Annotated in this window: 23 protein-coding genes; 12 read left to right on the forward strand and 11 right to left on the reverse strand. The window is 67.2% G+C overall.

The window, feature by feature from the left end; all coding sequences use genetic code 11:
- The first annotated feature begins 153 nt into the window (after window positions 1-153).
- Together MU582_16085 and MU582_16090 are read left to right on the forward strand one after the other, a co-directional pair.
- The gene (locus MU582_16085) at window positions 154-1,833 is read left to right on the forward strand and encodes an acetolactate synthase (GenBank protein ID UPK73939.1); all 1,680 of its coding nucleotides are present in this window, start codon (window positions 154-156) and stop codon (window positions 1,831-1,833) included.
- Complete coding sequence (locus MU582_16090) at window positions 1,833-2,345, forward strand: GNAT family N-acetyltransferase (protein UPK73940.1); 513 nt, start codon at window positions 1,833-1,835, stop codon at window positions 2,343-2,345. The genes MU582_16085 and MU582_16090 overlap by 1 nt, the downstream gene beginning before the upstream one ends.
- Window positions 2,346-2,506: 161 nt before the next feature.
- On the opposite strand, the gene MU582_16095 is transcribed toward MU582_16090, so the two are convergent.
- The 6 genes from MU582_16095 to MU582_16120 form a co-directional block, all read right to left on the reverse strand.
- Window positions 2,507-2,905: a thioesterase gene (locus MU582_16095; protein ID UPK73941.1), complete on the reverse strand. Its 399-nt coding sequence runs from the start codon at window positions 2,903-2,905 to the stop codon at window positions 2,507-2,509.
- 23 nt (window positions 2,906-2,928) lie between these two features.
- Window positions 2,929-3,213 (reverse strand): mycothiol system anti-sigma-R factor, encoded by a 285-nt coding sequence (gene rsrA, locus MU582_16100; GenBank protein ID UPK73942.1) that lies wholly within the window; start codon window positions 3,211-3,213, stop codon window positions 2,929-2,931.
- The gene (locus tag MU582_16105) at window positions 3,210-3,827 is read right to left on the reverse strand and encodes a sigma-70 family RNA polymerase sigma factor (GenBank protein ID UPK73943.1); all 618 of its coding nucleotides are present in this window, start codon (window positions 3,825-3,827) and stop codon (window positions 3,210-3,212) included. The genes rsrA and MU582_16105 overlap by 4 nt, the downstream gene beginning before the upstream one ends.
- A 176-nt stretch (window positions 3,828-4,003) precedes the next feature.
- Complete coding sequence (locus tag MU582_16110) at window positions 4,004-4,681, reverse strand: hydrolase (GenBank protein ID UPK73944.1); 678 nt, start codon at window positions 4,679-4,681, stop codon at window positions 4,004-4,006.
- Window positions 4,678-5,433 carry an SOS response-associated peptidase gene (locus MU582_16115; GenBank protein ID UPK73945.1) on the reverse strand — a complete coding sequence of 252 codons (756 nt, stop codon included), beginning with the start codon at window positions 5,431-5,433 and terminating at the stop codon, window positions 4,678-4,680. The genes MU582_16110 and MU582_16115 overlap by 4 nt, the downstream gene beginning before the upstream one ends.
- A gap of 105 nt (window positions 5,434-5,538) precedes the next feature.
- Complete coding sequence (locus tag MU582_16120; GenBank protein UPK73946.1) at window positions 5,539-6,318, reverse strand: hypothetical protein; 780 nt, start codon at window positions 6,316-6,318, stop codon at window positions 5,539-5,541.
- A gap of 200 nt (window positions 6,319-6,518) precedes the next feature.
- On the opposite strand from MU582_16120, the gene MU582_16125 reads away from it, so the two are divergent.
- Together MU582_16125 and MU582_16130 are read left to right on the forward strand one after the other, a co-directional pair.
- Entirely contained in the window at window positions 6,519-9,734 is a 3,216-nt protein-coding gene (locus MU582_16125) for a sigma-70 family RNA polymerase sigma factor (protein UPK73947.1), read from the forward strand.
- A 61-nt stretch (window positions 9,735-9,795) separates the two neighbouring features.
- Window positions 9,796-10,710 (forward strand): MFS transporter, encoded by a 915-nt coding sequence (locus MU582_16130; GenBank protein UPK73948.1) that lies wholly within the window; start codon window positions 9,796-9,798, stop codon window positions 10,708-10,710.
- Window positions 10,711-10,760: 50 nt separating this feature from the next.
- On the opposite strand, the gene MU582_16135 is transcribed toward MU582_16130, so the two are convergent.
- Window positions 10,761-12,128, reverse strand: a complete 1,368-nt coding sequence (locus MU582_16135) for an HNH endonuclease (GenBank protein ID UPK73949.1) — start codon at window positions 12,126-12,128, stop codon at window positions 10,761-10,763.
- A gap of 539 nt (window positions 12,129-12,667) precedes the next feature.
- Between MU582_16135 and aspS the strand changes: the two genes are divergently transcribed.
- The 3 genes from aspS to MU582_16150 are packed head-to-tail and all read left to right on the forward strand — an operon-like array spanning window position 12,668 to window position 15,715.
- Complete coding sequence (gene aspS, locus MU582_16140) at window positions 12,668-13,957, forward strand: aspartate--tRNA(Asn) ligase (protein ID UPK73950.1); 1,290 nt, start codon at window positions 12,668-12,670, stop codon at window positions 13,955-13,957.
- 49 nt (window positions 13,958-14,006) lie between these two features.
- On the forward strand, window positions 14,007-14,498 hold the full coding sequence (locus MU582_16145; GenBank protein UPK73951.1) for a DoxX family protein: 492 nt from the start codon (window positions 14,007-14,009) through the stop codon (window positions 14,496-14,498).
- Window positions 14,495-15,715: a YibE/F family protein gene (locus MU582_16150; protein ID UPK73952.1), complete on the forward strand. Its 1,221-nt coding sequence runs from the start codon at window positions 14,495-14,497 to the stop codon at window positions 15,713-15,715. Before MU582_16145 ends, MU582_16150 begins: the two co-directional genes overlap by 4 nt.
- Here MU582_16150 and MU582_16155 read toward each other — a convergent pair.
- Complete coding sequence (locus tag MU582_16155) at window positions 15,686-16,552, reverse strand: sigma-70 family RNA polymerase sigma factor (GenBank protein ID UPK73953.1); 867 nt, start codon at window positions 16,550-16,552, stop codon at window positions 15,686-15,688. The genes MU582_16150 and MU582_16155 overlap by 30 nt on opposite strands.
- 93 nt (window positions 16,553-16,645) lie before the next feature.
- Between MU582_16155 and MU582_16160 the strand changes: the two genes are divergently transcribed.
- From MU582_16160 to rsgA, 3 genes are read left to right on the forward strand one after another with little or no spacing between them, the layout of a single operon-like run.
- On the forward strand, window positions 16,646-16,999 hold the full coding sequence (locus tag MU582_16160) for a DoxX family protein (GenBank protein ID UPK73954.1): 354 nt from the start codon (window positions 16,646-16,648) through the stop codon (window positions 16,997-16,999).
- A gap of 27 nt (window positions 17,000-17,026) precedes the next feature.
- Window positions 17,027-18,301 carry a 3-phosphoshikimate 1-carboxyvinyltransferase gene (gene aroA, locus MU582_16165; protein ID UPK73955.1) on the forward strand — a complete coding sequence of 425 codons (1,275 nt, stop codon included), beginning with the start codon at window positions 17,027-17,029 and terminating at the stop codon, window positions 18,299-18,301.
- The gene (gene rsgA / locus MU582_16170; protein ID UPK73956.1) at window positions 18,298-19,290 is read left to right on the forward strand and encodes a ribosome small subunit-dependent GTPase A; all 993 of its coding nucleotides are present in this window, start codon (window positions 18,298-18,300) and stop codon (window positions 19,288-19,290) included. The genes aroA and rsgA overlap by 4 nt, the downstream gene beginning before the upstream one ends.
- A gap of 9 nt (window positions 19,291-19,299) precedes the next feature.
- Here rsgA and MU582_16175 read toward each other — a convergent pair whose 3' ends face one another.
- The gene (locus MU582_16175; GenBank protein UPK73957.1) at window positions 19,300-19,728 is read right to left on the reverse strand and encodes a nuclear transport factor 2 family protein; all 429 of its coding nucleotides are present in this window, start codon (window positions 19,726-19,728) and stop codon (window positions 19,300-19,302) included.
- Window positions 19,729-19,835: 107 nt separating this feature from the next.
- Here MU582_16175 and MU582_16180 point away from each other — a divergent pair, with 107 nt between their 5' ends.
- Window positions 19,836-20,711 carry a histidinol phosphatase gene (locus MU582_16180; GenBank protein UPK73958.1) on the forward strand — a complete coding sequence of 292 codons (876 nt, stop codon included), beginning with the start codon at window positions 19,836-19,838 and terminating at the stop codon, window positions 20,709-20,711.
- Here MU582_16180 and MU582_16185 read toward each other — a convergent pair.
- Both MU582_16185 and MU582_16190 read right to left on the reverse strand, forming a co-directional pair.
- The gene (locus MU582_16185; GenBank protein UPK73959.1) at window positions 20,665-21,909 is read right to left on the reverse strand and encodes an MFS transporter; all 1,245 of its coding nucleotides are present in this window, start codon (window positions 21,907-21,909) and stop codon (window positions 20,665-20,667) included. The two genes, MU582_16180 and MU582_16185, sit on opposite strands and share 47 nt — an antisense overlap.
- On the reverse strand, window positions 21,906-22,433 hold the full coding sequence (locus MU582_16190) for a helix-turn-helix domain-containing protein (GenBank protein ID UPK73960.1): 528 nt from the start codon (window positions 22,431-22,433) through the stop codon (window positions 21,906-21,908). Before MU582_16190 ends, MU582_16185 begins: the two co-directional genes overlap by 4 nt.
- Before the next feature lie 104 nt (window positions 22,434-22,537).
- Here MU582_16190 and MU582_16195 point away from each other — a divergent pair, with 104 nt between their 5' ends.
- Window positions 22,538-23,230, forward strand: a complete 693-nt coding sequence (locus MU582_16195; protein ID UPK73961.1) for a hypothetical protein — start codon at window positions 22,538-22,540, stop codon at window positions 23,228-23,230.
- The last annotated feature ends 3 nt before the right edge of the window (window positions 23,231-23,233 follow it).

The raw sequence follows: 23,233 nt of genomic DNA on the forward strand, positions 1-23,233 counted from the left end.
AAATAGGACCGACTATGACTGTCCTCCTCGTCCTTGCGGATGCATCCACCTGGACGACGCCTTCCGTAAAGCCACTTCAAACGCAGGACACTAGGGTGTTTCCTTGCTGGGGGCATCGCTCGCGAGGTTGGCGCCGACAGTAGCGTGGCATCTATGACTGACCCGACACCAGAGACTGCGGACGGCCGCGAAGGCCACGGCGGCGACCATGCCGTCGACGTCGCGCGGGCGCATCGCTGCGACACGATGTTCACCCTTTCGGGTGCGCATGTGTTTCCGATGTACGACGGGGCCGTACAGGCCGATCCGCCGATGCGCATCGTCGACGTACGCCACGAGCCATCGGCGGTGTTCGCGGCCGAGGCAACCGGCAAGCTGTCGCGGCATCCCGGTCTCGCTGTGCTGACCGCCGGTCCCGGTGTCACGAACGGAGTCAGCGCCGTCGCCCAGGCGCAGTTCGCGGGTTCGCCGCTGGTCGTCGTCGGCGGCCGCGCGCCAACCGGGCGGTGGGGCACCGGCAGCTTGCAGGAGCTCGACCACCCGCCGATCTTCTCGACGATCGCCAAATCGGCGACCACCGCTATGACCGTCGACGAGATCGCTCCGGCGGTCGATAACGCGTTCACCCTTGCAGGCTCGGCTCATCGCGGCCCGACCTTCGTCGACGTGCCCATGGATCAGTTGTTCAGCCGCACGACGGTCGAGACTCCGCCCGTGCCCGCCTACGCGCGGGTCGATCCCGATAAGTCAAGCCTGCAAGACATCGCAGCGTTGCTTGCACGTGCGGCACGCCCCGTCGTAGTCGTTGGCACCGACGTCTGGGCCGACCGGGCCGAGGTGGCCGCGCATCGGATCGTCGACGAGCTGGGCGTCCCGGTCATCGCGAACGGCATGGGCCGCGGTGTCATACCCGGCGGGCACGAGTTGCTGGTGACGAAGGCGCGTTCGCTCGCGTTCGGCCAGTCCGACCTGGCAATCGTGGTCGGCGCTCCGCTCGACTTCCGCCTCGCGTACGGCTCTTTCGGCGGCAAGGACGGCGCGCCACCCGCCCAGGTCGTACACATCGCAGACGCTCCGGCCCAGGTCGCCTCCCATGTCGACCTCGCGGGGTCGGCGGCCGGCGACCTCAGCGCCTGCCTCAACGGCATCGTCGATGCGACGATCTCGCACGCCGGCTCACGCCCGGACTGGGGACCCTGGGTGAGCGACCTCCAGGGCGCCGTGTCTGCGGCCGTTTCCCGTGATGCCGAGGCGCTCGCTGCAACGGCAGATCCCATTCATCCAGCGCGCATCTACGGTGAGTTGGTCCCGCGTCTTGCCGATGACGCGGTGGTGATCGGCGACGGTGGCGACTTCGTGTCCTTCGCCGGCAAGTACGTTGAGCCACGCAAACCCGGCGGCTGGCTCGATCCGGGGCCGTACGGCTGCCTCGGCGCGGGTCTCGGCGCCGCGATGGCGGCGCGTATCGCCCGGCCGTCCAGCCAGGTCGTCGTACTCCTCGGCGACGGCGCTGCGGGCATGTCACTGATCGACATCGACACGCTCGTACGCCACAACCTGCCGGTCGTCATGATCGTCGGCAACAACGCAGGCTGGGGCTTGGAGAAGCATCCGATGCAGTTCCTGTACGGCTACGACGTGGCGGCCGACCTCGCACCGAACACGCGCTATGACCAAGTCGCAACGGCACTCGGCGCCGGCGGCGAGACGGTCACCGACCCGTCCGAGATCGGTCCCGCACTCGACCGGGCGTTCGACGCCGGAATCCCCTACCTCGTGAACGTGATGACCGACCCGGCAATCGCGTACCCGCGTAATACGACTGGAGTCTGATGATCGAGCTACGACTCGCGCGGCCAGAAGAGTACGAGCAGGCGGGAGAGGTGACCCTGGCCGGTTATACCGCCGACGGGTTCGTCAACAGCGCCGACGGCACCGAGGACCACTACGCACCGCAGCTCTTCGGCGCGGCCAAGCGCGCGGACGAGGCGGAGTTGGTCGTCGCGGTCGACGAGTCCGACACAGTGCTCGGCACCGTCACCTGGTGCCCGATCGGCTCACCGTGGCGCGAGCTCGCGACCCGGCTTGACCAGGGCGAGTTCCGGATGCTGTCAGTCGCCCCCGAAGCAAGGCGAAAGGGCATCGCCCGCGCCCTCGTCGAATGGTGCGTCGAGCGCGCCCGCAAGGACGACCAGCGTGAGATCGTGCTGTGCTCGCTGGTGGAGATGAAGGCGGCACACACGCTGTACGGATCGTTCGGTTTCGAGCGGGCACCCGAACTCGACTGGGAGCCGGTCCCGGGCGTACTTCTCTGGGGATTTCGCCTGCCGCTGCGCCAGGGATGAAAAAAGCCCCGACCGTTTCCGGATCGGGGCTATAGTCACGCGTTGGGGCGCTTGCCGTGGTTGGCGCCCTTCTTGCGGCGATCGCGACGCTTGCGTCCTCGCTTGCTCATGGAGTCCTCCTCATGGGTCGTCTTCCATCGTCTCATCCGCGTCGGGCGGACTCATCGGTGGTCCTGTTCTGCCTTGCGCACGAACCGATCGGCATCGACGACGGCCCGGTCGATCCGTCCCGCTGCGACGATGCGGTCCTCGGAGTCGATCACCTCGATGTCGAAGGCGAGCGCCCGTCCGTCGACTGTCGTCAGCCGCGCACCGACTCGTACCTCGTGTCCGACGATCGTCGGCGCCCGATGCTCGATCGACACCCGCGCGCCAACGCTGGTTGCGCCCTTGGGAAGGGCATCCTCGATCGCCGCACAGGTGACTGACTCCGCCCATGCGAGGAGTCGCGGCGTGCCGAGAACGCGAAGGGATCCGCTGCCGAGCGACTTCGCGGTGTCGGCGTCGCTGACGATGAACGTACGGGCGTACGAAAGGCCAGGTGCAAGCGTCGCGGTCATGCGGATCGGCGCGATGGCAGGCGTCAGCCGGCGCCCGGCCCGCCGGGCTCGGTCGTGACCGAGACGCTGACGGTGCGAATCGTGGTGAGAACCCGAGCCCGCAACGGCTCGGGTGCGTGCTCATGGCAGGAGCGCGCCACCAGCTTCTTGATGATCCGCTCGACGTCGTACTCGCTCAGGCAGGGCGCGCATTCGGCCAGATGTCGCTCGATCGTCGCGATGTCGGCGTTCGCCAACTCGTTGTCGATCGCGACGTACAGCTTCTCGAGGGCCTCACGGCATTCGCCGTCGTTCTCACCGCAGCTCATGACGGCGCACCTGCCTTCGTCACACCGCGATCGCGCGCGTAGTCCTCGAGCATGTCTCGCAGCTGCCGTCGCCCCCGGTGCAGCCGAGACATCACGGTCCCGATGGGTGTACCCATGATCTCGGCAATCTCCTTGTACGGGAAGCCCTCGACGTCGGCGAGATACACGGCGTAGCGGAAGTCCTCAGGCAGCGCCTGCAGCGCGTCCTTCACCTGGGAGTCGGGCAACCGCTCCAGCGCTTCCATCTCGGCCGACTTCAGGCCGGAAGAGGTATGTGACTCGGCCGCCGCGAGCTGCCAGTCTTCGACCTCTTCGGTCATCTGCTGCTGGGGCTGGCGCTGCTTCTTGCGGTACGAGTTGATGTAGGTGTTGGTGAGGATCCGGTAGAGCCACGCCTTGAGGTTCGTGCCTTCCTTGAACTGGTGGAAAGCACTGAATGCCTTGGCGTAGGTCTCCTGCACGAGGTCTTCGGCATCTTGCGGGCTACGCGTCATGCGCAGACCGGCGGAGTAGAGCTGGTCGATGTACTGAATGGCATCGCGTTCGAACCGCGCGGCTCGCTCCTGCGGGGTCTCCTCAGCCGAGTCGACGGGAACATCATTGGATTCGCTCATCACCGGCAAGCCTACTCCGCGACCCTGACCACCGCCCGTTCGTCCCACCGGGCGGGAAGGCACGAACGATCCAACGGCGGCCGGCGTCTCGGACGGGCGCTGCGCGAGGCAAGTCTGCACTGATCCTCCAGGTCGTGTCGTACATCACCCGTGTTCTGACCAGCGGCGGGCGATACCTAGATCAACACCGACCCGTCCGCGGATGTTCCCGGAAGGCACCGCTTGAGCCGACCCGCGATCCACTGCAGAATCGCCGACGCCGCGAGGCGATACGTGGCATCCTGTTCGACCGGCGCCCGCTTGGGCACTGCCAGCGAATGATCGGCGTACGGCAGGGTGACCAGCGACACCTGTTGCGGAAACTCCTCGGGCCCGCCGAGGTCGTCCCGCTCGCCCTGTACGACGAGGACCGGCACCCGCGCACCGAGCAGCTCGTCGACGCGCGACTGCTCCGGCTTGCCCTTCGGATGCAGCGGGAACGACAGAGCGACGACGCCGACTCCCCCGAGCCGCCGAGCCTGCCGACAAGCGACCCGGGCGCCCGTACTTCGCCCACCGATGAACGTGGGGGTCTGCGGTCGCAGCCGGTTGACCATCGCCTCGAACGATTCGTCGAGCACCGTGCGGTTCGGTGCGATCCGGCGCCCGGCACCGACCCACGGCAGCTCGATCATCGCGGTGTTCACACCGTGTGAGGGCAGGCTGATCGCAATGCGGCGAAGATCGGGCGTGTCGATCCCCGCACCGGCGCCGTGCGTCATGATCAACGTCGCGAACGGGCTCATCGCCCGGCGCTGGACGAGTCGGCCGGGACCGTGCGGCGTCTCGATGGTGCGCCGCTCGATCGTGATCATCGTTCGTCGCCGTCGACAGCGAGCGGGTCGAGAAGCTGCGGGCCGTTGTTACGTACGTTGTTGACCTCGGTCGAGACCGGGTACGCCTCGAGGCGGCCCGGTGCAGCCGGTACGAGCAGGCCGAGCAGGTCGTCCTTCTCGGAACGGTCGGGGTCGAGCCAGGCGTGGTAGCGGTCGGGCTCGACGAGCAACGGCATCCGGTCGTGAATGTGGCCGACGTCATCCTCGGCCTTGGTCGTGAGCACGGTGCACGTCCAGCGGAACGCGTCGTCGGCGCTCTCGTCCTTGGTCGGATCGCGCCAGATCTCGTACAGCCCGGCCATCGCGAGCACACCGCCGTCGCGCGGGCGGATGAAGAACGGTTGCTTGATCGGCTTGCCCTTCGCGTTGCGCTTCTCGGTCTCGTACCACTCGAAGTAGCCGTCGGCCGGCAGCAGTGCACGGCGTACGGCGAACGCGCGGCGGAAGGAAGGCTTCTCGGCGACCGTCTCCATCCGGGCGTTGATCATCCGGTTGCCGATCGAAGGGTCCTTCGCCCAGGTCGGAACGAGACCCCAACGCAGCAACCGGAGCTGACGTACCGGATCGGCATCGGAGTCGCGCCGCGGGCGCCGCTCGACGACCGCCGGGACCTCCTTGGTCGGTGCGACGTTGTAGTCGGCGAGCACCTCGCTCGGGGCGTACTCGGGCTGGATATCGAACTCGGCCGCAAGATCGGCCGACGAACGGCTGTTCGCATACCTTCCACACACGGCAGACAGCCTGCCACATGCCGCCGACGTGCCCGGAAAACGGCAAGCGACGATTCCGCCAGCCCCGTGATCCGGCGGAATCGTCGCTGCGTTGTGGAGGGGACTTCAGCGCGCGAGCTCGTCGAGCAGCAGGCTCGCTGCCGAGCTCGTCGGCGGTAGTCCCTCGATCCACACCCTCGTCGGCTCAACCGGCGCAGAGCCGGTCCCCTGAACCGCGAGGAGTTCTTGTGTCGCCGCCACTGCCTGGGGCAGCTGATCGTCACGCGAGACGATGGCGATGACGCGGTACTTACCCGCCCGACCGATGGTCAGACGGTCGTCGAAGGCCGAGCGCAGCGCCTCGGCGCTGTCGAGCATCGCGAGTCCGCCCCAGAGCGGCAGGGTCGCGTGCTCTGCCCGGGAGATCTCTGCGACGACAAGGGCGTGCCGCTCGTTGACGTCGACGCCTCGCCGCTCGCAGAGGCGGTACGCCTCGTTCAGCCCCGTACGAATGTGCGGCAGGCTCGCAAGACCCGTGAGGGGGTCCTCACACGACATCGCGTGCAGGAACTGCAGCGATGCATCGGTCCAGGCCATGACGAGCGTACGAGTCAGGTCGAACGGCGGCTCGCCCGCGCGTACGACCTCGTACACGCGCTCGACGTGGTCGAGGATCTCGTCGAGCGGGATGCCTGCGTCCGCCGCGGCCTCGCCGATGTGGGCGCAGACGCCCTCCAACTCGCCGCCGAGCACGAGACGCTCGATGAGCGCGTCGAACCCGGTGGGCAGATCGGTGCCCAGCTCCTTCGAGATTCGGCGATGGCGACGCAGATCGGCATTTGCGTCACTGTGCCGGTCACGCTGGGTAAGCGAGGATCGACGAACCGACCCTGTGAACCACGCCACGACGCCACCTCCTCTCGATGCTCTGACACAGGTGAAACGGGGCTGCACGCGATCTATGACGCGACTTTCGGCAAAAATCTCGAAAAGTTTCCTTCCGGCCTCGAACCCACCGATGCGCACACCCGAATCGATTAGTCCGATACGCTGGCTCGCGCTGTCATACGCCGTCATACTGGTGCGGAAAGGCCGTCTCTTCTGCTGTGACCAAGTTCGCTGCGCAACCCGATGCTCCGAGCGACGCAGAGTTGATCTCTCGCGTACGCGCGGGAGATCAAGGTGCCTACGGCGACCTGTTCGAGCGGCACAGCGAGGCGGCTCGGCGGATGGCGCGTCAGCTCGTGCACGGTCCGGACGTCGACGACCTGGTCTCCGAGGCGTTCACGAAGGTGCTCGTCCAGCTCCAGCGCGGAGGCGGCCCCGACGTCGCGTTCCGGGCGTACCTCCTCACCGCGATCCGGCGACTGCACGTCGACCGGACCCGGGTGAACAAGCGACTGCATGTCACCGACGACCTGGAGGCGCTCGACCAGGACATCGAGTTCGATGACCCCGCAACGGCCAGCTTCGAGCGCGGCGCGGCGTCGAGGGCGTTCACCTCGCTGCCCGAACGATGGCAGCTCGTACTGTGGCACCTCGAGGTCGAGGGCCAGAAGCCCGCCGATATCGCGCCGATCCTCGGCATGAGCGCGAACAGCGTCGCAGCGCTCGCGTACCGGGCGCGGGAGGGTCTGCGACAGGCGTACCTGCAGAGCCATCTGGCCGACACCGCCGATGCGACCTGCCGCTGGACGACCGAGCACCTCGGCGCGTACGTACGAAAGGGCCTCGCCAAACGCGACTCTGCCAGGGTCGAGACCCATCTGAAGGAATGCCACCGGTGCACCGCCGTCTATCTCGAGCTCACCGAGGTCAACTCGAACCTCTCCGGGCTGCTTGCACCGGCGCTGCTCGGCCTGGCGGCGCCCGGCTACCTGGCCGCGGGCGGCGTCAAGGTGGGCGTACTCCTGCTAGCGCCGTGGGCGAAGCTGAAGGAAGCAGGCGCCGCAGCGCAGGCCGGTGCGGCCGCGGCAGCCGTCGCTGCGGTCGTCGGCGTGATCGCCGTCGCGGGTGCGATCAACGGCACCGACGACACCCAGTCGCCGACCGCCGAGTCGGCGATCAGCCAGCCGCCCGTCACTGACAACTCGGCGCCCCCAGACGACTCCAACAGCCCTCCCCCGGACGACTCCGACCGACAGGAGTCGCCACCGGACGACCAGAGCACGGACGACCCGACGCAGCCGCCCGACGACGGCACAGATGAGGGCCCCGACAACGACACCGAGCAGCCGCCGGACGACGACACCGAGCCCCCGCCCGACGACGAGCCCGACGAGGCGCCGGACACTCCGACGAACGTCTCCACCGACGTCGAGGGCTCCGATATCGTCCTGACCTGGTCGCCTGCCGCCAATGCGCACGGCTATCGCGTCTACCGCACCCAGTCGTCGACATCGGTGTCGAACGACGCACGCTCGTTCGGCGCCGTACCCGCGTTGAACGCCGCGTACCAACCCGCCTCCGCGTACGCCTCCGCCGGGCGGCTGATCAGCGGGACGATCCCGGCAACGTCATACCGCGACACCGCAACGGTCGACGGCACCCGATACACCTACGTCGTCACGGCGATCGGCGCCAACGGCGAAGAGTCGGCGATCTCGAGGTCGGTCGCGGTCACGTTCGACCCACCGCCGGCCGTACCCGCCAACGTGCGCGCGCAGGCGGATGAGGCCGGTGTCGTGGTCCGGTGGGATGAGAACACCGAGCCCGACTTCGGCACGTACGAGGTCCTGCGTGACGAGGTGCTCGTCTCGACCTCGACCTCGCCGGAGTTTCAGGATCGCTCCGTCGCCGACGGCACCACGCACGACTACCGCGTGGTCGCGGTCGACCTGGCCGGCAACAAGTCGACCGAGTCCGCAGATGTCCAGGCTACGTACAACCCGGCGCCCGGCGCGCCGACCGGCGTCACCGCGCAGGTACAGGACGGCAAGGTCGTCATCGGCTGGGCCGCCGGCAGCGAACCCGATCTGCAGGCGTACGAGGTCTTCCGCGACGGCACCTCGATCGGCCGCACCTCCACGCCGTCGTTCACCGACCCGGGCATCGTCGACGGAAAGACGAACACGTACACCGTCGTCGCCATCGATCAGTCCGGCCAGACGTCGCAGCCCTCCGCCGCGGCCACAGCGACGTACGATCCGGCCCCCAGCGCGCCGACCGGCGTCACCGCGCAGGTGCAGGACGGCAAGGTCCTCGTGAGCTGGAACGCCGGCAGCGAACCCGACCTCAAGACCTACGAGGTCTACCGCAACGGCACACCGATCGGACGTACCACCTCACCGTCGTACGCGGACAGCAGCGTCGTCGACGGGCAGACGTACACCTACAGCGTCGTGGCAATCGACAAGAGCGACCAACAGTCACCCAGGTCGGCAAAGGCCAATGCGACCTACGACCCGGCGCCGAAGGCTCCGACCGGGCTCACGTCGAGCGTGCAGGGCAGCTCAGTTCACCTCGACTGGAACCCCAGCTCCGAGCCTGATGTGACCTCCTACCGGCTCTACCGCAATGGCGAGGTCATTGCGACGGTGTCGTCGCCCGGGTATACCGACGACCATCCGCTCGACGACAAGGCGACGTACTCGGTCTCGGCCGTCGACAAATCGGGCAAGGAGTCGGATCGGTCCGAGAAGACCAGCACGGACCTCAAGCCGGATGCCCCGGCCGGGTTCAGGGCGACCGCTGTCGGAACGGAGGTCAAACTCACCTGGAATGCCAACAGCGAAAGTGACGTCAGCTCGTATCGGGTCTATCGCAAGGGCGAGGCCATCGCAACTGTCCCATCGCCCCACTACACGGATGCGAACCCACTCGACGGAAAGAGCTCATACTCGGTTACCGCGGTTGACGAATCCGGCGAGTCGGCTCGTTCCGACTCAGACTTCGCCGACGCTTCTCCCGGCAAACCGAGCGGATTCGTGTGCAGCGTCAATCCCGACGAAACGCTCGATCTGACATGGGATCCGCCAGCGACAGACATCCGCAGGTATGAAGTTCATCTGGACTGGAAGTTCTTCACGACGTTCGAGCCGCGTGTGACCGACGGCGGCCACGGCGGAGCCGCAACCCACCGGGTACGCATCGTGGCGATCGACAACGCTGGCAATAGGTCCGAAACCGCCGAGTTCATCTGTAAGCACGAGCAACCGGACGAAAGCGACGCCAGGTTGGGTGCCGAGACGAACGACGAAACCGGATCGAAGCGCGACAACTCGCCGAACGAACGACCCAAGCGAGATCCGCGCAACAACGGCCAGCACCACAACGGCCAGGGGCACAAGCCGGATCAGTTGACGGGTATCACCGTTCGCTGAGTGTGAGGGCCGCAAGGGCCTCGCGTGTGGCCGAGCCGTCGGGCGTGTAGACCAGCAGGTGGTGGCTGGGTTCGTCAACGGCCGCGAGCTTGGCGTCGCAGCACGCGTCGCGTCCGGCGCATTCTTCGCGGCATCCATCGCCACCTCGATCACCTACATCGGGGACACCGTGCCTCCGGCGACCCGCCAGCGCCCGCTCAGCGAGTTGATGACCGCGTTCGCCCTCGGCACTGCATTGGCCACGGTCGTCGCGGGCGCCGTTGCCCACGCGCTCAGCTGGCGTCTCGTCTTCGCGCTCCCTGGCTTGATCGCCGCCGTACTCGTGGTCGCCCTGCATCACGTACCCGAGCCGCCGCGGCAGAAGACGAGTGGCCTGCTCGGCCCGCTGCGCGTCGTACTTCGTTCTCGATGGCAGTGGTACGTGATGGCGGTGGCGATGCTCGAAGGCGCCGTATTGCTCGGATTCCTGACCTTCATTGCACCCGCTCTGGAGACCGAGGGAGCCACGCCGGCTTTCGCCGGTGCGGTGACCGCTCTCTACGGCGTGGGTTCCATGGCGGCCGCGCAGCTGGTCAAGCGGCTGACCACTCGATGGACACCGTCGCGGTTAATCGTTACGGGTGGCGCGCCCCTCGCTATGGCATTCGGCCTCGTGGCCGTCAACTCGTCCGTGCCAACCTTGGTTGCCTGTGCCTTGCTACTCGGCATCGGTTGGTCGTTCATGCATTCGACGATTCAGACCTGGGCGACCGTCCTCAACCCGTCGGCGCGTGCCACGGGCGTCGCTATGTTCGGCCTCGCGCTCTACGTCGGCAGTGCGCTCTCGAGCGCGCTGATCGCCGAACCCGCCGCGAATCATGAGTACCGGGCGATGTTCCTGGTGGCCGCGATCCTCAGCCTTCCCCTCACCGTGCTCGCCGCCGTGGGACGCTCCCGCTACCAGCGAGCAGATCGAGATGGCAGTTCTCGTAATTGAGACGAGTGCATGCCTGTGCCCCGCCACGGTGGTGCTCGGGTGGCGGGGTGTCAGGCGGCGCTGCGTTTTCGCTTCTCTTGGACGGTGGTGTCTGTTCGGCCGGGGAGTTTGGTGGTGGTGCCGGCGGTGACGAGGTACGAACGTCCGGCTGGTGAGAGCCAGAGCCAGATTCCGGGTGCCGGTGACGTGACGGTCCAGGCGGTGAAGGTCTTCGCCCGGTGATGGAACCGACAAAGCCGGTGTCCATTTCTGGAATCCGTGGGACCGCCGTCGGTGTAGTTGCGGATGTGGTCGTAGTCGCCGAGCTTCGCCGGACGGCTGCAGTACGGAAAGGTGCACGTCAGCGCGTTCATCAGCGCGGTCTGTTCCCGCAACCGTGGTGGCGCTACGTAGCCGGTGGTCGAGATGGTGGTTTCGAGGTCGATGACGGGTTTGACGACGATCCGCGACGATTTGCCGAGAATTTGTTCGGCCTCGGTGCGGGTGATGGCGCCGACGTCGTCGAGTGACCAGGTGCCCCAGCACCGGTCGTAATGAATGTAGAGCACCGTCTCCCGCAACCCACGACGGCGACGCCCGCGTGGTTCGGGCTCGGGTCGCGATTCGGGTTCGGCGGGTGCGTCCACGTCAGCGTTGTCGGTTTTGTCGGCGACGAGGGTGTAGAGGTCGTCGAGGCTGTCAGGCTCATGGATCATGGCGAGTGCGACGGAGCGGAGGATGTGGTCGGGGCGGGTGTCGCCGAGGAACCGCATCGACTCCACCAGCTGATCAAGACGCTGGTCGAGGCGTTGTCCGTCGTCGATGGTGAGGGTGCCCGTGATGTGGGCGACGCCGTCTTCGAACCAGATCGTCACACCCCGCCGCCTGCGTGCTTCGCGTCGCTTCTTTTCGGCGCCTTCGGGGTCGTCGACGAACCGGATCTGGTCGAGCACCTGCTGCAGCCGGGGCATGGTGATTCGCCCAATCAGCGGGGTTCCGTCGACATTCGCAGCCGACAACCGGCGGTCGGCATCACCGGCTTGGGCGATGGTGAACTCCCGCGTCGCACGCGCGACTTTCCGGAGCCGCCACGCATCCACACAGCCTTCGTGCAGACACGCGTACAGGCGTGGGAGCCGGTACGCCAAATCCAGGGCGTCCGCGATCAGCGACCGGGCGCCGTTGGCCGAGAGGCCGAGGGCGGGGCCGACTTCGGCGACCGCGTACTCCGATACCGACGGTGTCCCGGATCCGCCGTAGCGGGTCCATTCGTTCACCCCACCGGCTTGTGCGAGGGGCTCGGCAGCGATCTGCCGCAGATACGCCATGACCGCATCGAACTGTGCAGCCTCGGTGCGGGCGAGCTGAGCACGAGCGGCCGCAGCAACATCGAGACCATCGGTGGTCTCGACATCGTCGATCAGGTTCGCCGTCCTCATAACCGACATCATGCCACCCGCCACTGACAACATCGGGTGCCAGAAGGCCTTATCCACAAGGGAAAACAAAGATTCTTGAAGAATCTTCTCGGACAGTCAGGTGAGGCAAGCGGGCCAGCCCAGGAACCGGCGGGTCGGGTCAGCCGACAAGCAACCCGAACCCACCGTGACGGGATCCTCGTCGCCGCCACGCGGTCCGCACCGAGGCGCACGGAAACGATGAAGGCAGCAACCGACCAGGCGGGAAGGCCGACAAGCAACCCGAACCCACCGCGGCGATCCGAAAGCCCATAAATCCGTCGACGGCGACCGCTGATCCTCTTACTCTCCTAACAGGCGATGACGACGACAAGTAGACGTTCGACCACCGGGTCACAGAGAGCCGCCGGTAGCTGAGAGGGCGGTATCCGGCCGGGCGTCGAAGACACTTCCGAGCCGTACGAAACGAGGCCGCTCGTCGAGCGGCGAAGGTGTGGTGGCACCGCGAAGCACCCGATCGCCCACACCTCCCGGGTACGACTACCAGGAGGTGGAAACAGATGACAGAACGCCTACTCGCCGGAGAGCTCGCAAAACACGCGGGCGGCACCGTCCGGCTCGAGGGTTGGATCCATCGCAGGCGGCGGCTCGCCAGCATCACGTTCCTCATCGTTCGTGACCGGTCGGGGCTGGCCCAGGTCGTGGTCGAAGACGACGACGTACGCGCGTTGCTCGAGACGCTCGGCGAAGAGACCGTCGTCCGTGTCGAGGGCGACGCGGTCGCGAACGAGAAGGCGCCCGGTGGCATGGAGGTCGTCGCGCCGAGCATCATGACGATGTCCGAGCCGGCGGCTACGCCACCGATCGACCTGTGGCGTCCGACCGTGTCGGCGTCGCTGCCGACGCTGCTTGACCACGCCGCGGTGACCTGGCGACACCCGAGACGGCAAGCGGTGCTGCGAATCACCGCGGCGTCGGTCGCCGGATTCCGCGCAGCGCTCGACTCCTCGGGTTTCGTCGAGGTACAAACTCCCAAGATCGTGGCGAGCTCCACCGAGTCCGGGGCGAATGTCTTCGCAATCGACTACTTCGGCCGGCCCGCATATCTCGCGCAGTCACCGCAGTTCTACAAGCAGATGATGGTCGGCGTGCATGAGCGCGTGTACGAGGTCGGACCCGTCTTCCGCGCCGAGCCGCACGACACGGCGCGGCACCTCAGCGAGTACGTATCGCTCGATGTCGAACTCGGCTTCATCGCCGACCACCGAGACGTGTTGCGCGTACTCCGAGACGTACTCGCGACCATGGTGGAGACGATCCGAGAAAGGGCCGCCGACTCGGTTGAGCTGCTCGGTGTCACACTGCCCGACGTCCCGTCCGAGATCCCGATCGTCGACTTCGCGGAGGGGCTGAGGATCGCCGGAGCAGACCCCGACGAACCCGACCTTGCCCCTGCAGACGAGCGACGCATCGGCGAGTGGGCGCGCGCGACGTACGGCAGCGAGCTGGTCGCCGTCGAGGGTTATCCGATGGCGGAACGGCCGTTCTACACCCACCCGCGGCCAACCGACTCGAAATGGTCGAACTCGTTCGATGTGCTGTTCCGCGGCCTCGAACTGGTCACCGGCGGACAGCGACTACACAGGCACTCCGACTACGTCGCAGCGCTACAGGCTCGCGGCGAGCCGCTCGAGGCGTACGAGGGCTACCTCGCCGCATTCGCGCATGGCATGCCTCCGCACGGCGGCTTCGCAACCGGCTTGGAGCGTTGGGTCGGTCGCCTCATCGAAGCGGAGAACATTCGCGAGACCACGTTGTTCCCCCGAGACCTCACTCGACTCGCCCCGTGACGGCAAGGCAGGCGTGCAACCGGAAAGCCGAAAGGGTAAGAATGGTGACATGACTCTGCTACGCACTGTTGCCCGACCGATGCTGGCCTCGATGTTCGTGATCGGCGGCGTCAACTCGTTGCGCAATGCGAAAGCGATGGCGCCGGTCGCCCAACCGATCTCCGACCAGCTCGACAAGCTCGCACCCGACAGCCCGGTCCCGACCGACCCGGCCACCCTCGTGCGGGTGAACGGCGCGCTCCACGTGGCCGGTGGAGCCATGCTCGCGTCCGGACGGTTCCCCCGTCTGGCATCGTTCATGCTCGCGGGCACGCTGGTGCCCACGACCCTGGCGGCCCATCGGTTCTGGGATGAGCAAGATCCCGCGACGAAGCAGAACCAGCAGGTCCACTTCTTCAAGAACGTCTCGATGATGGGCGGGTTGCTGATGGCAACCCTCGATCCGGACCCGCACAAGAAGCTGCTCGTACGCCGGGCGAAGGACCGTGCCGTCGAAGCCGCCGATCACGTGGTCGAATCCGTGGAGAAGATCAAACCGTGACCGCTGCCGGTGGTCGGCGACGCCGTGAGCCCGCCGACCACGGGCACACCCACGACCTCTCCGATCCGGCGCTCGCCGGCACTGGTCCGCGGCCGCTGGTCAGCACCGCCCTGACGGCGATCGTCGTCGTCGTCGGTCTGTGCGCCGCCGTCGCGATGGTGGTTCTGTGGCCGCACGGCGACGGAAAGAAGGTGCCCGAGGGGTACGCGGGCGAGAAGATCAAAACCACCATCACCGCCGTTCAGCAATGTCAGCAAGGCCCGGAGTGCCTCGAGGCCACCGCTGAGATCGACGGCAAAGAACAGCCGGTGCTGCTGCCGGTCGGCCCGGGAGCACCGGAGTTCTCGGTCGGAGACGACATCCTCGTCAACGACGGAGGCAAGAGCGCAGCGACCGGCAGCGCGGCCCCGCAGTACTCGTTCATGGACTTCGACCGGACCACTCCCCTGATCTGGTTGGCGGCGCTGTTCGTCATTGCCGTACTCGCGCTGTCGAGGTGGAAGGGCCTCCTGTCGCTGGTCAGTCTCGGCGCATCGCTCGTCGTCGTCTCGGTCTTCGTCGTACCCGCGCTGATCGACGGCAAGAATCCGCTCCTGATTGCCCTGACCGCATCCGCACTGATCATGATCCTGGCCGTTTACGCGACCCAAGGCGTCAACGTACGCTCGTCGGTCGCGCTTGTCGGCACGCTCGCGTCGCTCGCGCTCGCCGGTGCGATCGGGGCGGTTTTCACCGCACTCGGCAACTTCACCGGGTTCGGCGACGAGTCGATGAAGTTCCTGGTCGCGATCATCGGCGAGGTCGACGTACGTGGGCTCCTACTCGCCGGACTGATCATCGGCGCACTCGGCGTACTCGACGATGTGACCGTCACCCAGACCGCCGCTGTCTGGGAGATCTCGGCTGCCGACCCCACGGCGTCGCGCCGAGAGGTGTTCGCAGCGGCGATGAGAATCGGCCGCGCGCACGTGTCCGCAACGGTCAACACGCTCGTCCTCGCCTACGTCGGCGCCTCACTGCCGCTGCTGATGCTGATGTCGGCGATCGACGCGTCCGTACGCGACCAGCTGCTGAGCGAGGGTGTTGCCCAGGAGGTCGTACGCGGGCTCGCGGGCAGCCTCGGCATCGTCGCCGCGGTGCCGATCACAACCGCGCTCGCAACCCTCGTCGTCACCCGGCGCGAGCCGTCAGACGACCGCGAGGTCCAACCGGGCTAACCGATCGGCCTCGACGATCACCTCGTACGCACTGACGCGGTCGCCCTCGACGACGAACCGCAAAACGATCACCAGCCGTCCGTCACGAACGACGATCGCACCGACCGCGCCATCGACGAGCATCAGCACCGCGTACCGCGCCATGCGGCCGTAAACGACCGTCGTCTCAGCGACCTCACGTGCGCCGCGTACGATCGCCGCCGCGTTCGGGGGCAGGGTTGCCGCGTCGGCCCGGCGTACGACATCGGGCGCCAAGACGTCGAGTAGCGCCGCCAGGTCGCCGTCGCGAGCTGCCGCCAGGAATCTCGCGACGACCTGCTGCTGTTGCGAGAGCGTCGCGTCGGCGGGACGGTCCGTGCCGCGCACCCGACCCCGCGCACGACTCGCGAGCTTCTTCGCGGCAACGGTCGACCGCCCGAGGATCGCAGCGATGTCGTCGAACGGCACGGCGAAGACGTCATGCAGCACGAAGGCCACGCGTTCGGGCGGATTGAGCCGGTCGAGAACTACGAGCATGGCGGCACCGACCGACTCGGCCAGCTCGGCTTCCTGCTCGGGGTCGCGCGCCGAGGCGTCGGGGTACGCGATCGTCAGCTGCGCGTACTCACGACGCGAGCTGCGCGTACGCAGAACGTCGAGGCAGATCCGCGATACGACCGTGGTGAGCCAGCCGGGGAGGTTCTCGACGTCTCGTACATCGGATCGAGCGAGTCGTAGCCAGGTCTCCTGAACCGCATCCTCGGCGGCGTTCGCATCGCCGAGCATTCGGTACGCCGCGGCCCGTAGACGCGGCCGATGCGCCTCGAATTCCTCCGCGAGCTGTTGCTGATCGGGCATCGGTCACCTTTCCCCGCCGGCATCCGTCACGGGCACCAGACGAGCTGTCGGCCGACTGCCGACAGCACACCGACCGTTGTCAGGAGAGTACGCATGAACACCCTTCACGTCACAGCCTCCGTCGTCGCGGCCGCGGCCAATCTGGCCGCCGCACTACTCGACCTGGTGCGCCCGAGGTGGCTCATCGCCAACATGGAGCAGGTCGGTGTACCGGCCTCGTTGCTCAGTCCGCTCGCCGCTCTGAAAGCTGCAGGGGCGGTGGGCTTGATCGTCGGTCTCTGGATTCTGCCGATCGGACTCCTGGCGGGCGCGGGTCTTGTCCTGTTCTTCGTCGGCGCGCTCGCCGCACACGCTCGTGCCGGCACCGATGTGGCGTCCAATCTGGTCCCAGCGGCGTTTCTGGTGCTCGCCGGCGCGGCACTCGGACTGCAACTCGCCGTCGCCTGATGGGGCAGTCTCGATAGGCTGGCCGCGATGAATGAGCCCGAATCGCACTGGTCGGCGCCGTACCGCGCCGAGCCGATCGACGCCCGCATGACGCTGCCGGGCTCCAAATCGCTCACCAACCGGGTGCTCGTACTCGCCGCGCTGTCCGACGGGCCGTCGCACATTGCGGCTCCCCTGCGCGCACGCGACACCGATCTGATGGCCTCGGCACTGCGGGCACTCGGCACGCGGATCGACGAGACCGACGACGGCTGGCGGGTGGAGCCTTCCGGGCTGCGGGGTCCCGCATCGGTGGACTGCGGGCTCGCCGGCACGGTGATGCGCTTCGTGCCCCCGGTCGCCGCGATCGCCGACGGCGACGTCGCGTTCGACGGTGATCCGTACGCGCGCAAACGACCGATGAGCACGGTGCTCTCGGCGCTTCGTGACCTCGGTGCCGACATCGATGATGACGGCCGCGGAGCACTTCCGTTCACCGTCCGCGGCCGCGGCGAGGTCGCAGGCGGCACCGTAACGATCGACGCCTCCGCGTCGAGCCAGTTCGTCTCGGCGCTGCTCCTGGCGGGTGCCCGCTATCGCGACGGAGTCGACGTACGCCACTCCGGCAAGCCGGTGCCGTCGATGCCGCACATCGAGATGACCGTCACTCAGTTACGGAGTCGCGGCGTCGACGTCGACGACTCCGAGCCCGATCGCTGGGTCGTACGACCGGGGCCGGTCAAGGCGGTCGACGCCCGCGTCGAACCCGATCTGTCGAACGCCGGACCGTTCATCGCGGCTGCGCTGGTCACCGGTGGCCGGGTACGAATTGCGGACTGGCCCGAGACGACCGACCAGGCAGGCGACCGGTGGCGTGAGATCGCGTCGCTGCTGGGCGCCGATGTCCGCCGCGACGGTCGAGACCTCGTCGTCGATGGTGCAGCGACGCTCGAAGGCATCGACATCGACCTGCGCGACGTCGGTGAGCTGACGCCGGTCGTCGCCGCCGTGTGCGCCCTCGCGTCGGGCCCGTCCCACCTGCGCGGCATCGGACACCTTCGCGGCCATGAGACCGACCGACTCGCGGCAGTCGCCGCAGAGATCAACAACCTCGGCGGCGATGTGACCGAACTCGACGACGGGCTCGAGGTTCGTCCGAAACGCTTGCACAGTGGGGCATTCGCGACGTACGCCGACCACCGGATGGCACACGCCGGTGTCGTACTCGGGCTCGCCGTCGATGGCGTTCGCGTCGAGAACATCGCCACCACGTCGAAGACCTACCCCGGCTTCGCCGCCGAGTGGGAGCGATTCGTCCGGTGAGTTCGCGCTACGACGAGTACGCACAGTACGAACGGCCCCGCCGACGTACCAGACCGCGTACGAAGGAGCGCCCCAACTACGACGACGCCGCCATCGGCAAGGTGGTCACCATCGACCGCGGCCGTTATACATTGCTGCTCGACGACGCGGACGGTCGCCGGATCGTGACCGCCATGAAATCCAGACCCCTTGGTCGTAAGGGCGTTGTCGTCGGTGACGAGGTCCGTGTCGTCGGCGACACCGGCGGCAGGCCGGACACCCTGGCACGCATCGTCGAGGTCGAGCCCCGGCGGAGCGTCCTCAGACGTACGGCCGACGATGACGACCCGATCGAGCGAATCATCGTCGCCAACGCCGAGCAGCTCGTCATCGTCGCCGCGCTGGCCGATCCCCCGCCGCGGCCTTCACTGATCGACCGCTGCCTCGTAGCGGCGTACGACGCAGGTATGACTCCCCTGCTGTGCTTGACGAAAGCCGACCTCGCGCCCGCGTCCGACCTCGTCGGATCGTACGAACCCCTCGGCGTCGAGACGCTGGTCACCCGTCATGACCGCTCCGTCGACGAGCTCAGTGACCGACTCCGCGGCGACACCAGCGTCCTCGTCGGGCACAGCGGCGTCGGCAAATCGACACTCGTCAACCGCCTGGTGCCCGACGCCGAACGCGAGACGAACGACGTCAACGCAGTGACCGGCCGTGGCCGCCACACCTCGACCTCGGCGATCGCGCTCGCGCTTCCCGAAGGCGGGTTGATCGTCGACACTCCGGGCATTCGCTCGTTCGGACTCGCACACGTCGAGCCGGCGACGCTCATCGAGGCGTTCTCCGACCTCTCCGCCGTCGCCGCCGACTGCCCCCGCGGGTGTACGCACAGTGCCGACGAACCCGAATGCGCTCTCGACACCGCAGTCGCCGGCGGCACGCTCGATCCGCGCCGAGTCGACTCGTTCCGACGCGTGCTCGCCAGCCTGAACACCCCCGCGTACTGACAAGTTCCGCTACTCGGCGAATGCCTGCGCAACCGCCAGGCTGTCCTCGTACATGTGGTTGCGGATGACCAAACCGTCCTCGAACGTCACATGCATCACGAAACGTGAGCTGTACGCGCGGCCCGTCGCTCCCGCCGTCTGCCGGAACTCGCCCATGATGACGGCGTCGTCGCCGTCGACGAGGATCCGCTCGATCTCGGTGCCGAGCCCGCCCACCACGTGATACTCGCCCAGCTCACGGTAGAGGTCGGCGATATCGGCACGCGTCGAGCGCGAACGGATCCACGGTGTCTCGCTGCGTCCGAACTCAGCCGCCGGCCAGTTGACCTTCCAATCGACATGGTCGGCATGCAGGGCCGCGACGCCCTCCGCGTCACCTGCGCCGATCAGCGCCAGCAACTGCTCGGTCAGGGTCCTGGTCGACACTGTCATGGTCATGCGATGCTCCTCGGTTTCGGTTTGCGATACGCCAACCTTCGCGCACCGCGCGCCGCAGCACGATTACCCGCGAGGTAATCGTGCGTCCCGACCACTACCCTGAGCACATGCCGACTCCGTATACCGACGATGTCCGACTTGCACACGTACTCGCCGACGATGCGGACTCGCTCACGATGGACCGCTTCCGGGCTCGCGACCTGCGGGTCTCCACGAAGCCGGACATGACCGAGGTGACCGACGCTGATGAGGCGGTCGAGAAGGCCATCCGGCGTACGCTCGGCCGCAGTCGATCGCGCGACGTCGTGCATGGCGAGGAGTTCGGCGTATCGGGCACCGGGATTCGCCGCTGGATCATCGATCCGATCGACGGCACCCGCAACTACCTGCGGGGAGTGCCCGTCTGGGCCACGTTGATCGCATTGGTCGACGACGACGAGGTCGTCGCGTCGTGCGTGTCCGCACCCGCGCTCGGTCGACGGTGGTGGGCGTCCAAGGACGGCGGTACGTGGACCGGGAAGTCCCTGATGTCCGCCCGGCAATGCCGCGTCTCGCACGTCGACAAACTCTCCGATGCGTCCTTCTCGTACAGCTCCATCGGCGGCTGGGACGAGATCGGCAAGCTCGACCAGTTCCTCGCCCTCAGTCGCCGCGTGTGGAGGACCCGCGCGTACGGCGACTTCTGGTCGTACATGCTGCTCGCCGAGGGTGCGATCGACGTCGCCGCCGAGCCGGAGCTAGCCGTGTGGGATATGGCCGCACTCGACGTGATCGTACGAGAGGCCGGCGGCCTGTTCGGCGGACTCGACGGCTCCAAGGGCCCGTGGGCGGGCAACGCGCTCGCGACCAACGGCCACCTACATGAAGACGCCATGGCGTTCCTCGGCCACTTCCCCGATGAATCGGACGCAACCGACCGTACGGGCTCGGGCAACGTCACGGAGTTGACGTCGCGTCGGCATCCCCCGGAGTCGTCGGACTGACCTCGCCGCGCAGGCGGCGTACGTCTGGAGAAAGCAGCGCCGCCGCGGCGACGAAGAGGTAGCAGACGCCGCCCACCAGGGCGATCTCCTGGGCGCCGAAAACCGAAGCGAGCGGTCCGGCGAGGAGCTGACCGACCGGGATCGCGATGAACGACCCGAACGCGTCGTACGACCAGAGCCGCGACTGCAGCTCGTTGGGAACGTTCTCGTGCATCGCCGTGCTCCAGCCGATGCCGAACACCTCGGTGCCCATGCCGGCGAGGCACATGAACAGGATCAGTGGCACCGTCGACGGCGCAACGCCGAGCACCAGCATCGGCAGCGCGAGCGAGGCCATGCCGAGCATTCCCGCGCGAAGCGGGAACCGCAGCCGTATCCGCATCAGCACCAGCGTGGTCACCAGGAACCCGACCGACTCCGCGCTCAACACCAGACCCCAGGCATCCTCACCGATCGTGTCCTTGGCGATCACCGGCCCGAGGGTGAAGAGGACGCCCGCGTGGATCATGTTCAGCACGCCGAACGCCGCGACCACGACCCAGACCCACTGCATCGAGACGAAGACGCCCCAGCCCTCGCGCAGGTCGGAGAGCATCGACGCTGACTCGACGCGCTCGACAGCGCGCAGGCGAAGTCGGCTCATGCACACGGCGGAGATCAGGTACGTAGCGCTGTCGACCGCTATCGCCCAACCGGAGCCGACGGTCACCACGAGCACACCGGCGATGCTCGGCCCGATGATGAACATGCCTTGGCGGCTGAAGCTCAGCAATGCGTTCGTCTGCTGCAGGTCGTCGCGCTCGACGATCATCGGGATCGCGCTCTGCATCGCGGGGAACGTGAACGCGACCACGACCCCGTTCACCGCTTCGATCGCGGCGAGGCTCCACACCTCAGCGTTGCCGCTGATCAGCAGGCCCGCCGCGAGACCCTGCGACAGCCCGGTCAAGGTGTTGGACACGACGAGCACCTGGCTGCGCGAGAAGCGGTCGGCGATGACGCCGCCCACCAACAGCAGCGCAGCCATCGGAATGCTGCGTGCGGCGAGCACGATGCCGAGTGCCGCCGGCGAGTCGGTCAGGTCGAGCACCGCGAAGGCGAGCGCGACCGGTGCCATCGAGCTGCCGAGGAACGAAAACGTACGTCCGGCGAAGAACCATCGAAACGGTATCGACCGAAGTGGAGGTGGCACCCTCATCGCTCTGCCCCACGTTCGCGCATGCCGAACAGGCTGGCAGTCATGTTGACGTGGATCGTGCCGACGGTACGCGGCGGCTCCGCGGCCGCGTGCAGCTTCGTGGATGCCTCCTCGACCAGGTCGAAGACCTCCTGCCACACCTCGGGGCGTACCCACAGCTCCGCATCGGTGCTGCTGCGCCGCTCGATCTCCGGGTCGCGGTACGCGGCGCGCCGGACCAGTTCGCGCGCCATTGCCTGTACATACATCAGGTAGTCCTGATCGTGCGCCGACCGCGGCAGCAACTCGGCGTCCCACGGATGGCGGTACCGCTTGGCGACGCCACCACGAATTCGCTCCTCACTGTCGATGACCAGGAACCCTCCTGCGGCGAGCGCGCGAAGGTGGTACGACGCGTTGGCCTGGGTGGTGTCGAGTTCCTCTGCGATTTCGGTGGCGCTCATTGCAGACGCGGTGAGCAGGGACAGGATCTGCAGGCGCAGGGGGTGCGCGAGTGCACGGAGCGAACTGACCTCAAAAGACACGTTTGACAGTTTTGCGTCTGCCCGCTCAACCGTCAAGCAGTTATTTGATGGTGGCTCGCCGTGGCCCGTACGGCGGCGACGGCCCCCGATCGCTAGGATGAACGATGAGGTTCGATCGCAGTTTCGAACCGACCGCTGCCGTACGTCGGGGCCGGCACAACCGGTTCCCGCGAAAGGACTCGTCGCCGATGTCGTACCCGCCGCCGGGTGACCCGAACCAGCCACCGCAGTACCCGTCCGGTCAGCCGCCGCAGTACCCCGCGAACCAGCCGCCGCAGTACCAGTCGCAGCCCTACGGCACGCCGTACCCGACCGATGCGAGCAGCGGCTACGGCTACGGCGGCTACACGCCGCATATGGAGCGGCCCGGCACGGTCACCGCGGCCTGCGTCATCACCTTCGTGATGTCGGGCATCGGCTTCGCGCTCTCCGCGCTGATGGTCGTGTTCTTCGGCCCGATGTGGTCGAGCGTCGAGGACGACCCCGCTACGTACAACCTCACCCAGAGCGAGATCGACGACTACAGCGATGCCCACGGCGCGATCGCCGGCGTCTTCGGCGTCCTGATGGTGCTCGCCGTCGTCGCGATCGTGCTGGCCGTCTTTGTCATGCGCGGCTCGAACGCCGCGCGGATCACGCTGGTCGTCATCGGCAGCGTCACCGGACTCGCCGTCATCATCACGATCTTCGGCATCGTCTGGACGCTCGCGATCGTCGCCACCATCATCTGCCTGTTCGTCGGCGGCTCCAACGACTGGTTCCGCTATCGCAGCGAGCAGCGGCGCCAGGGCGTCTAGGCA

This window comes from Nocardioidaceae bacterium SCSIO 66511 (assembly GCA_023100825.1).
Classification (GTDB): Bacteria; Actinomycetota; Actinomycetes; order Propionibacteriales; family Nocardioidaceae; genus Solicola.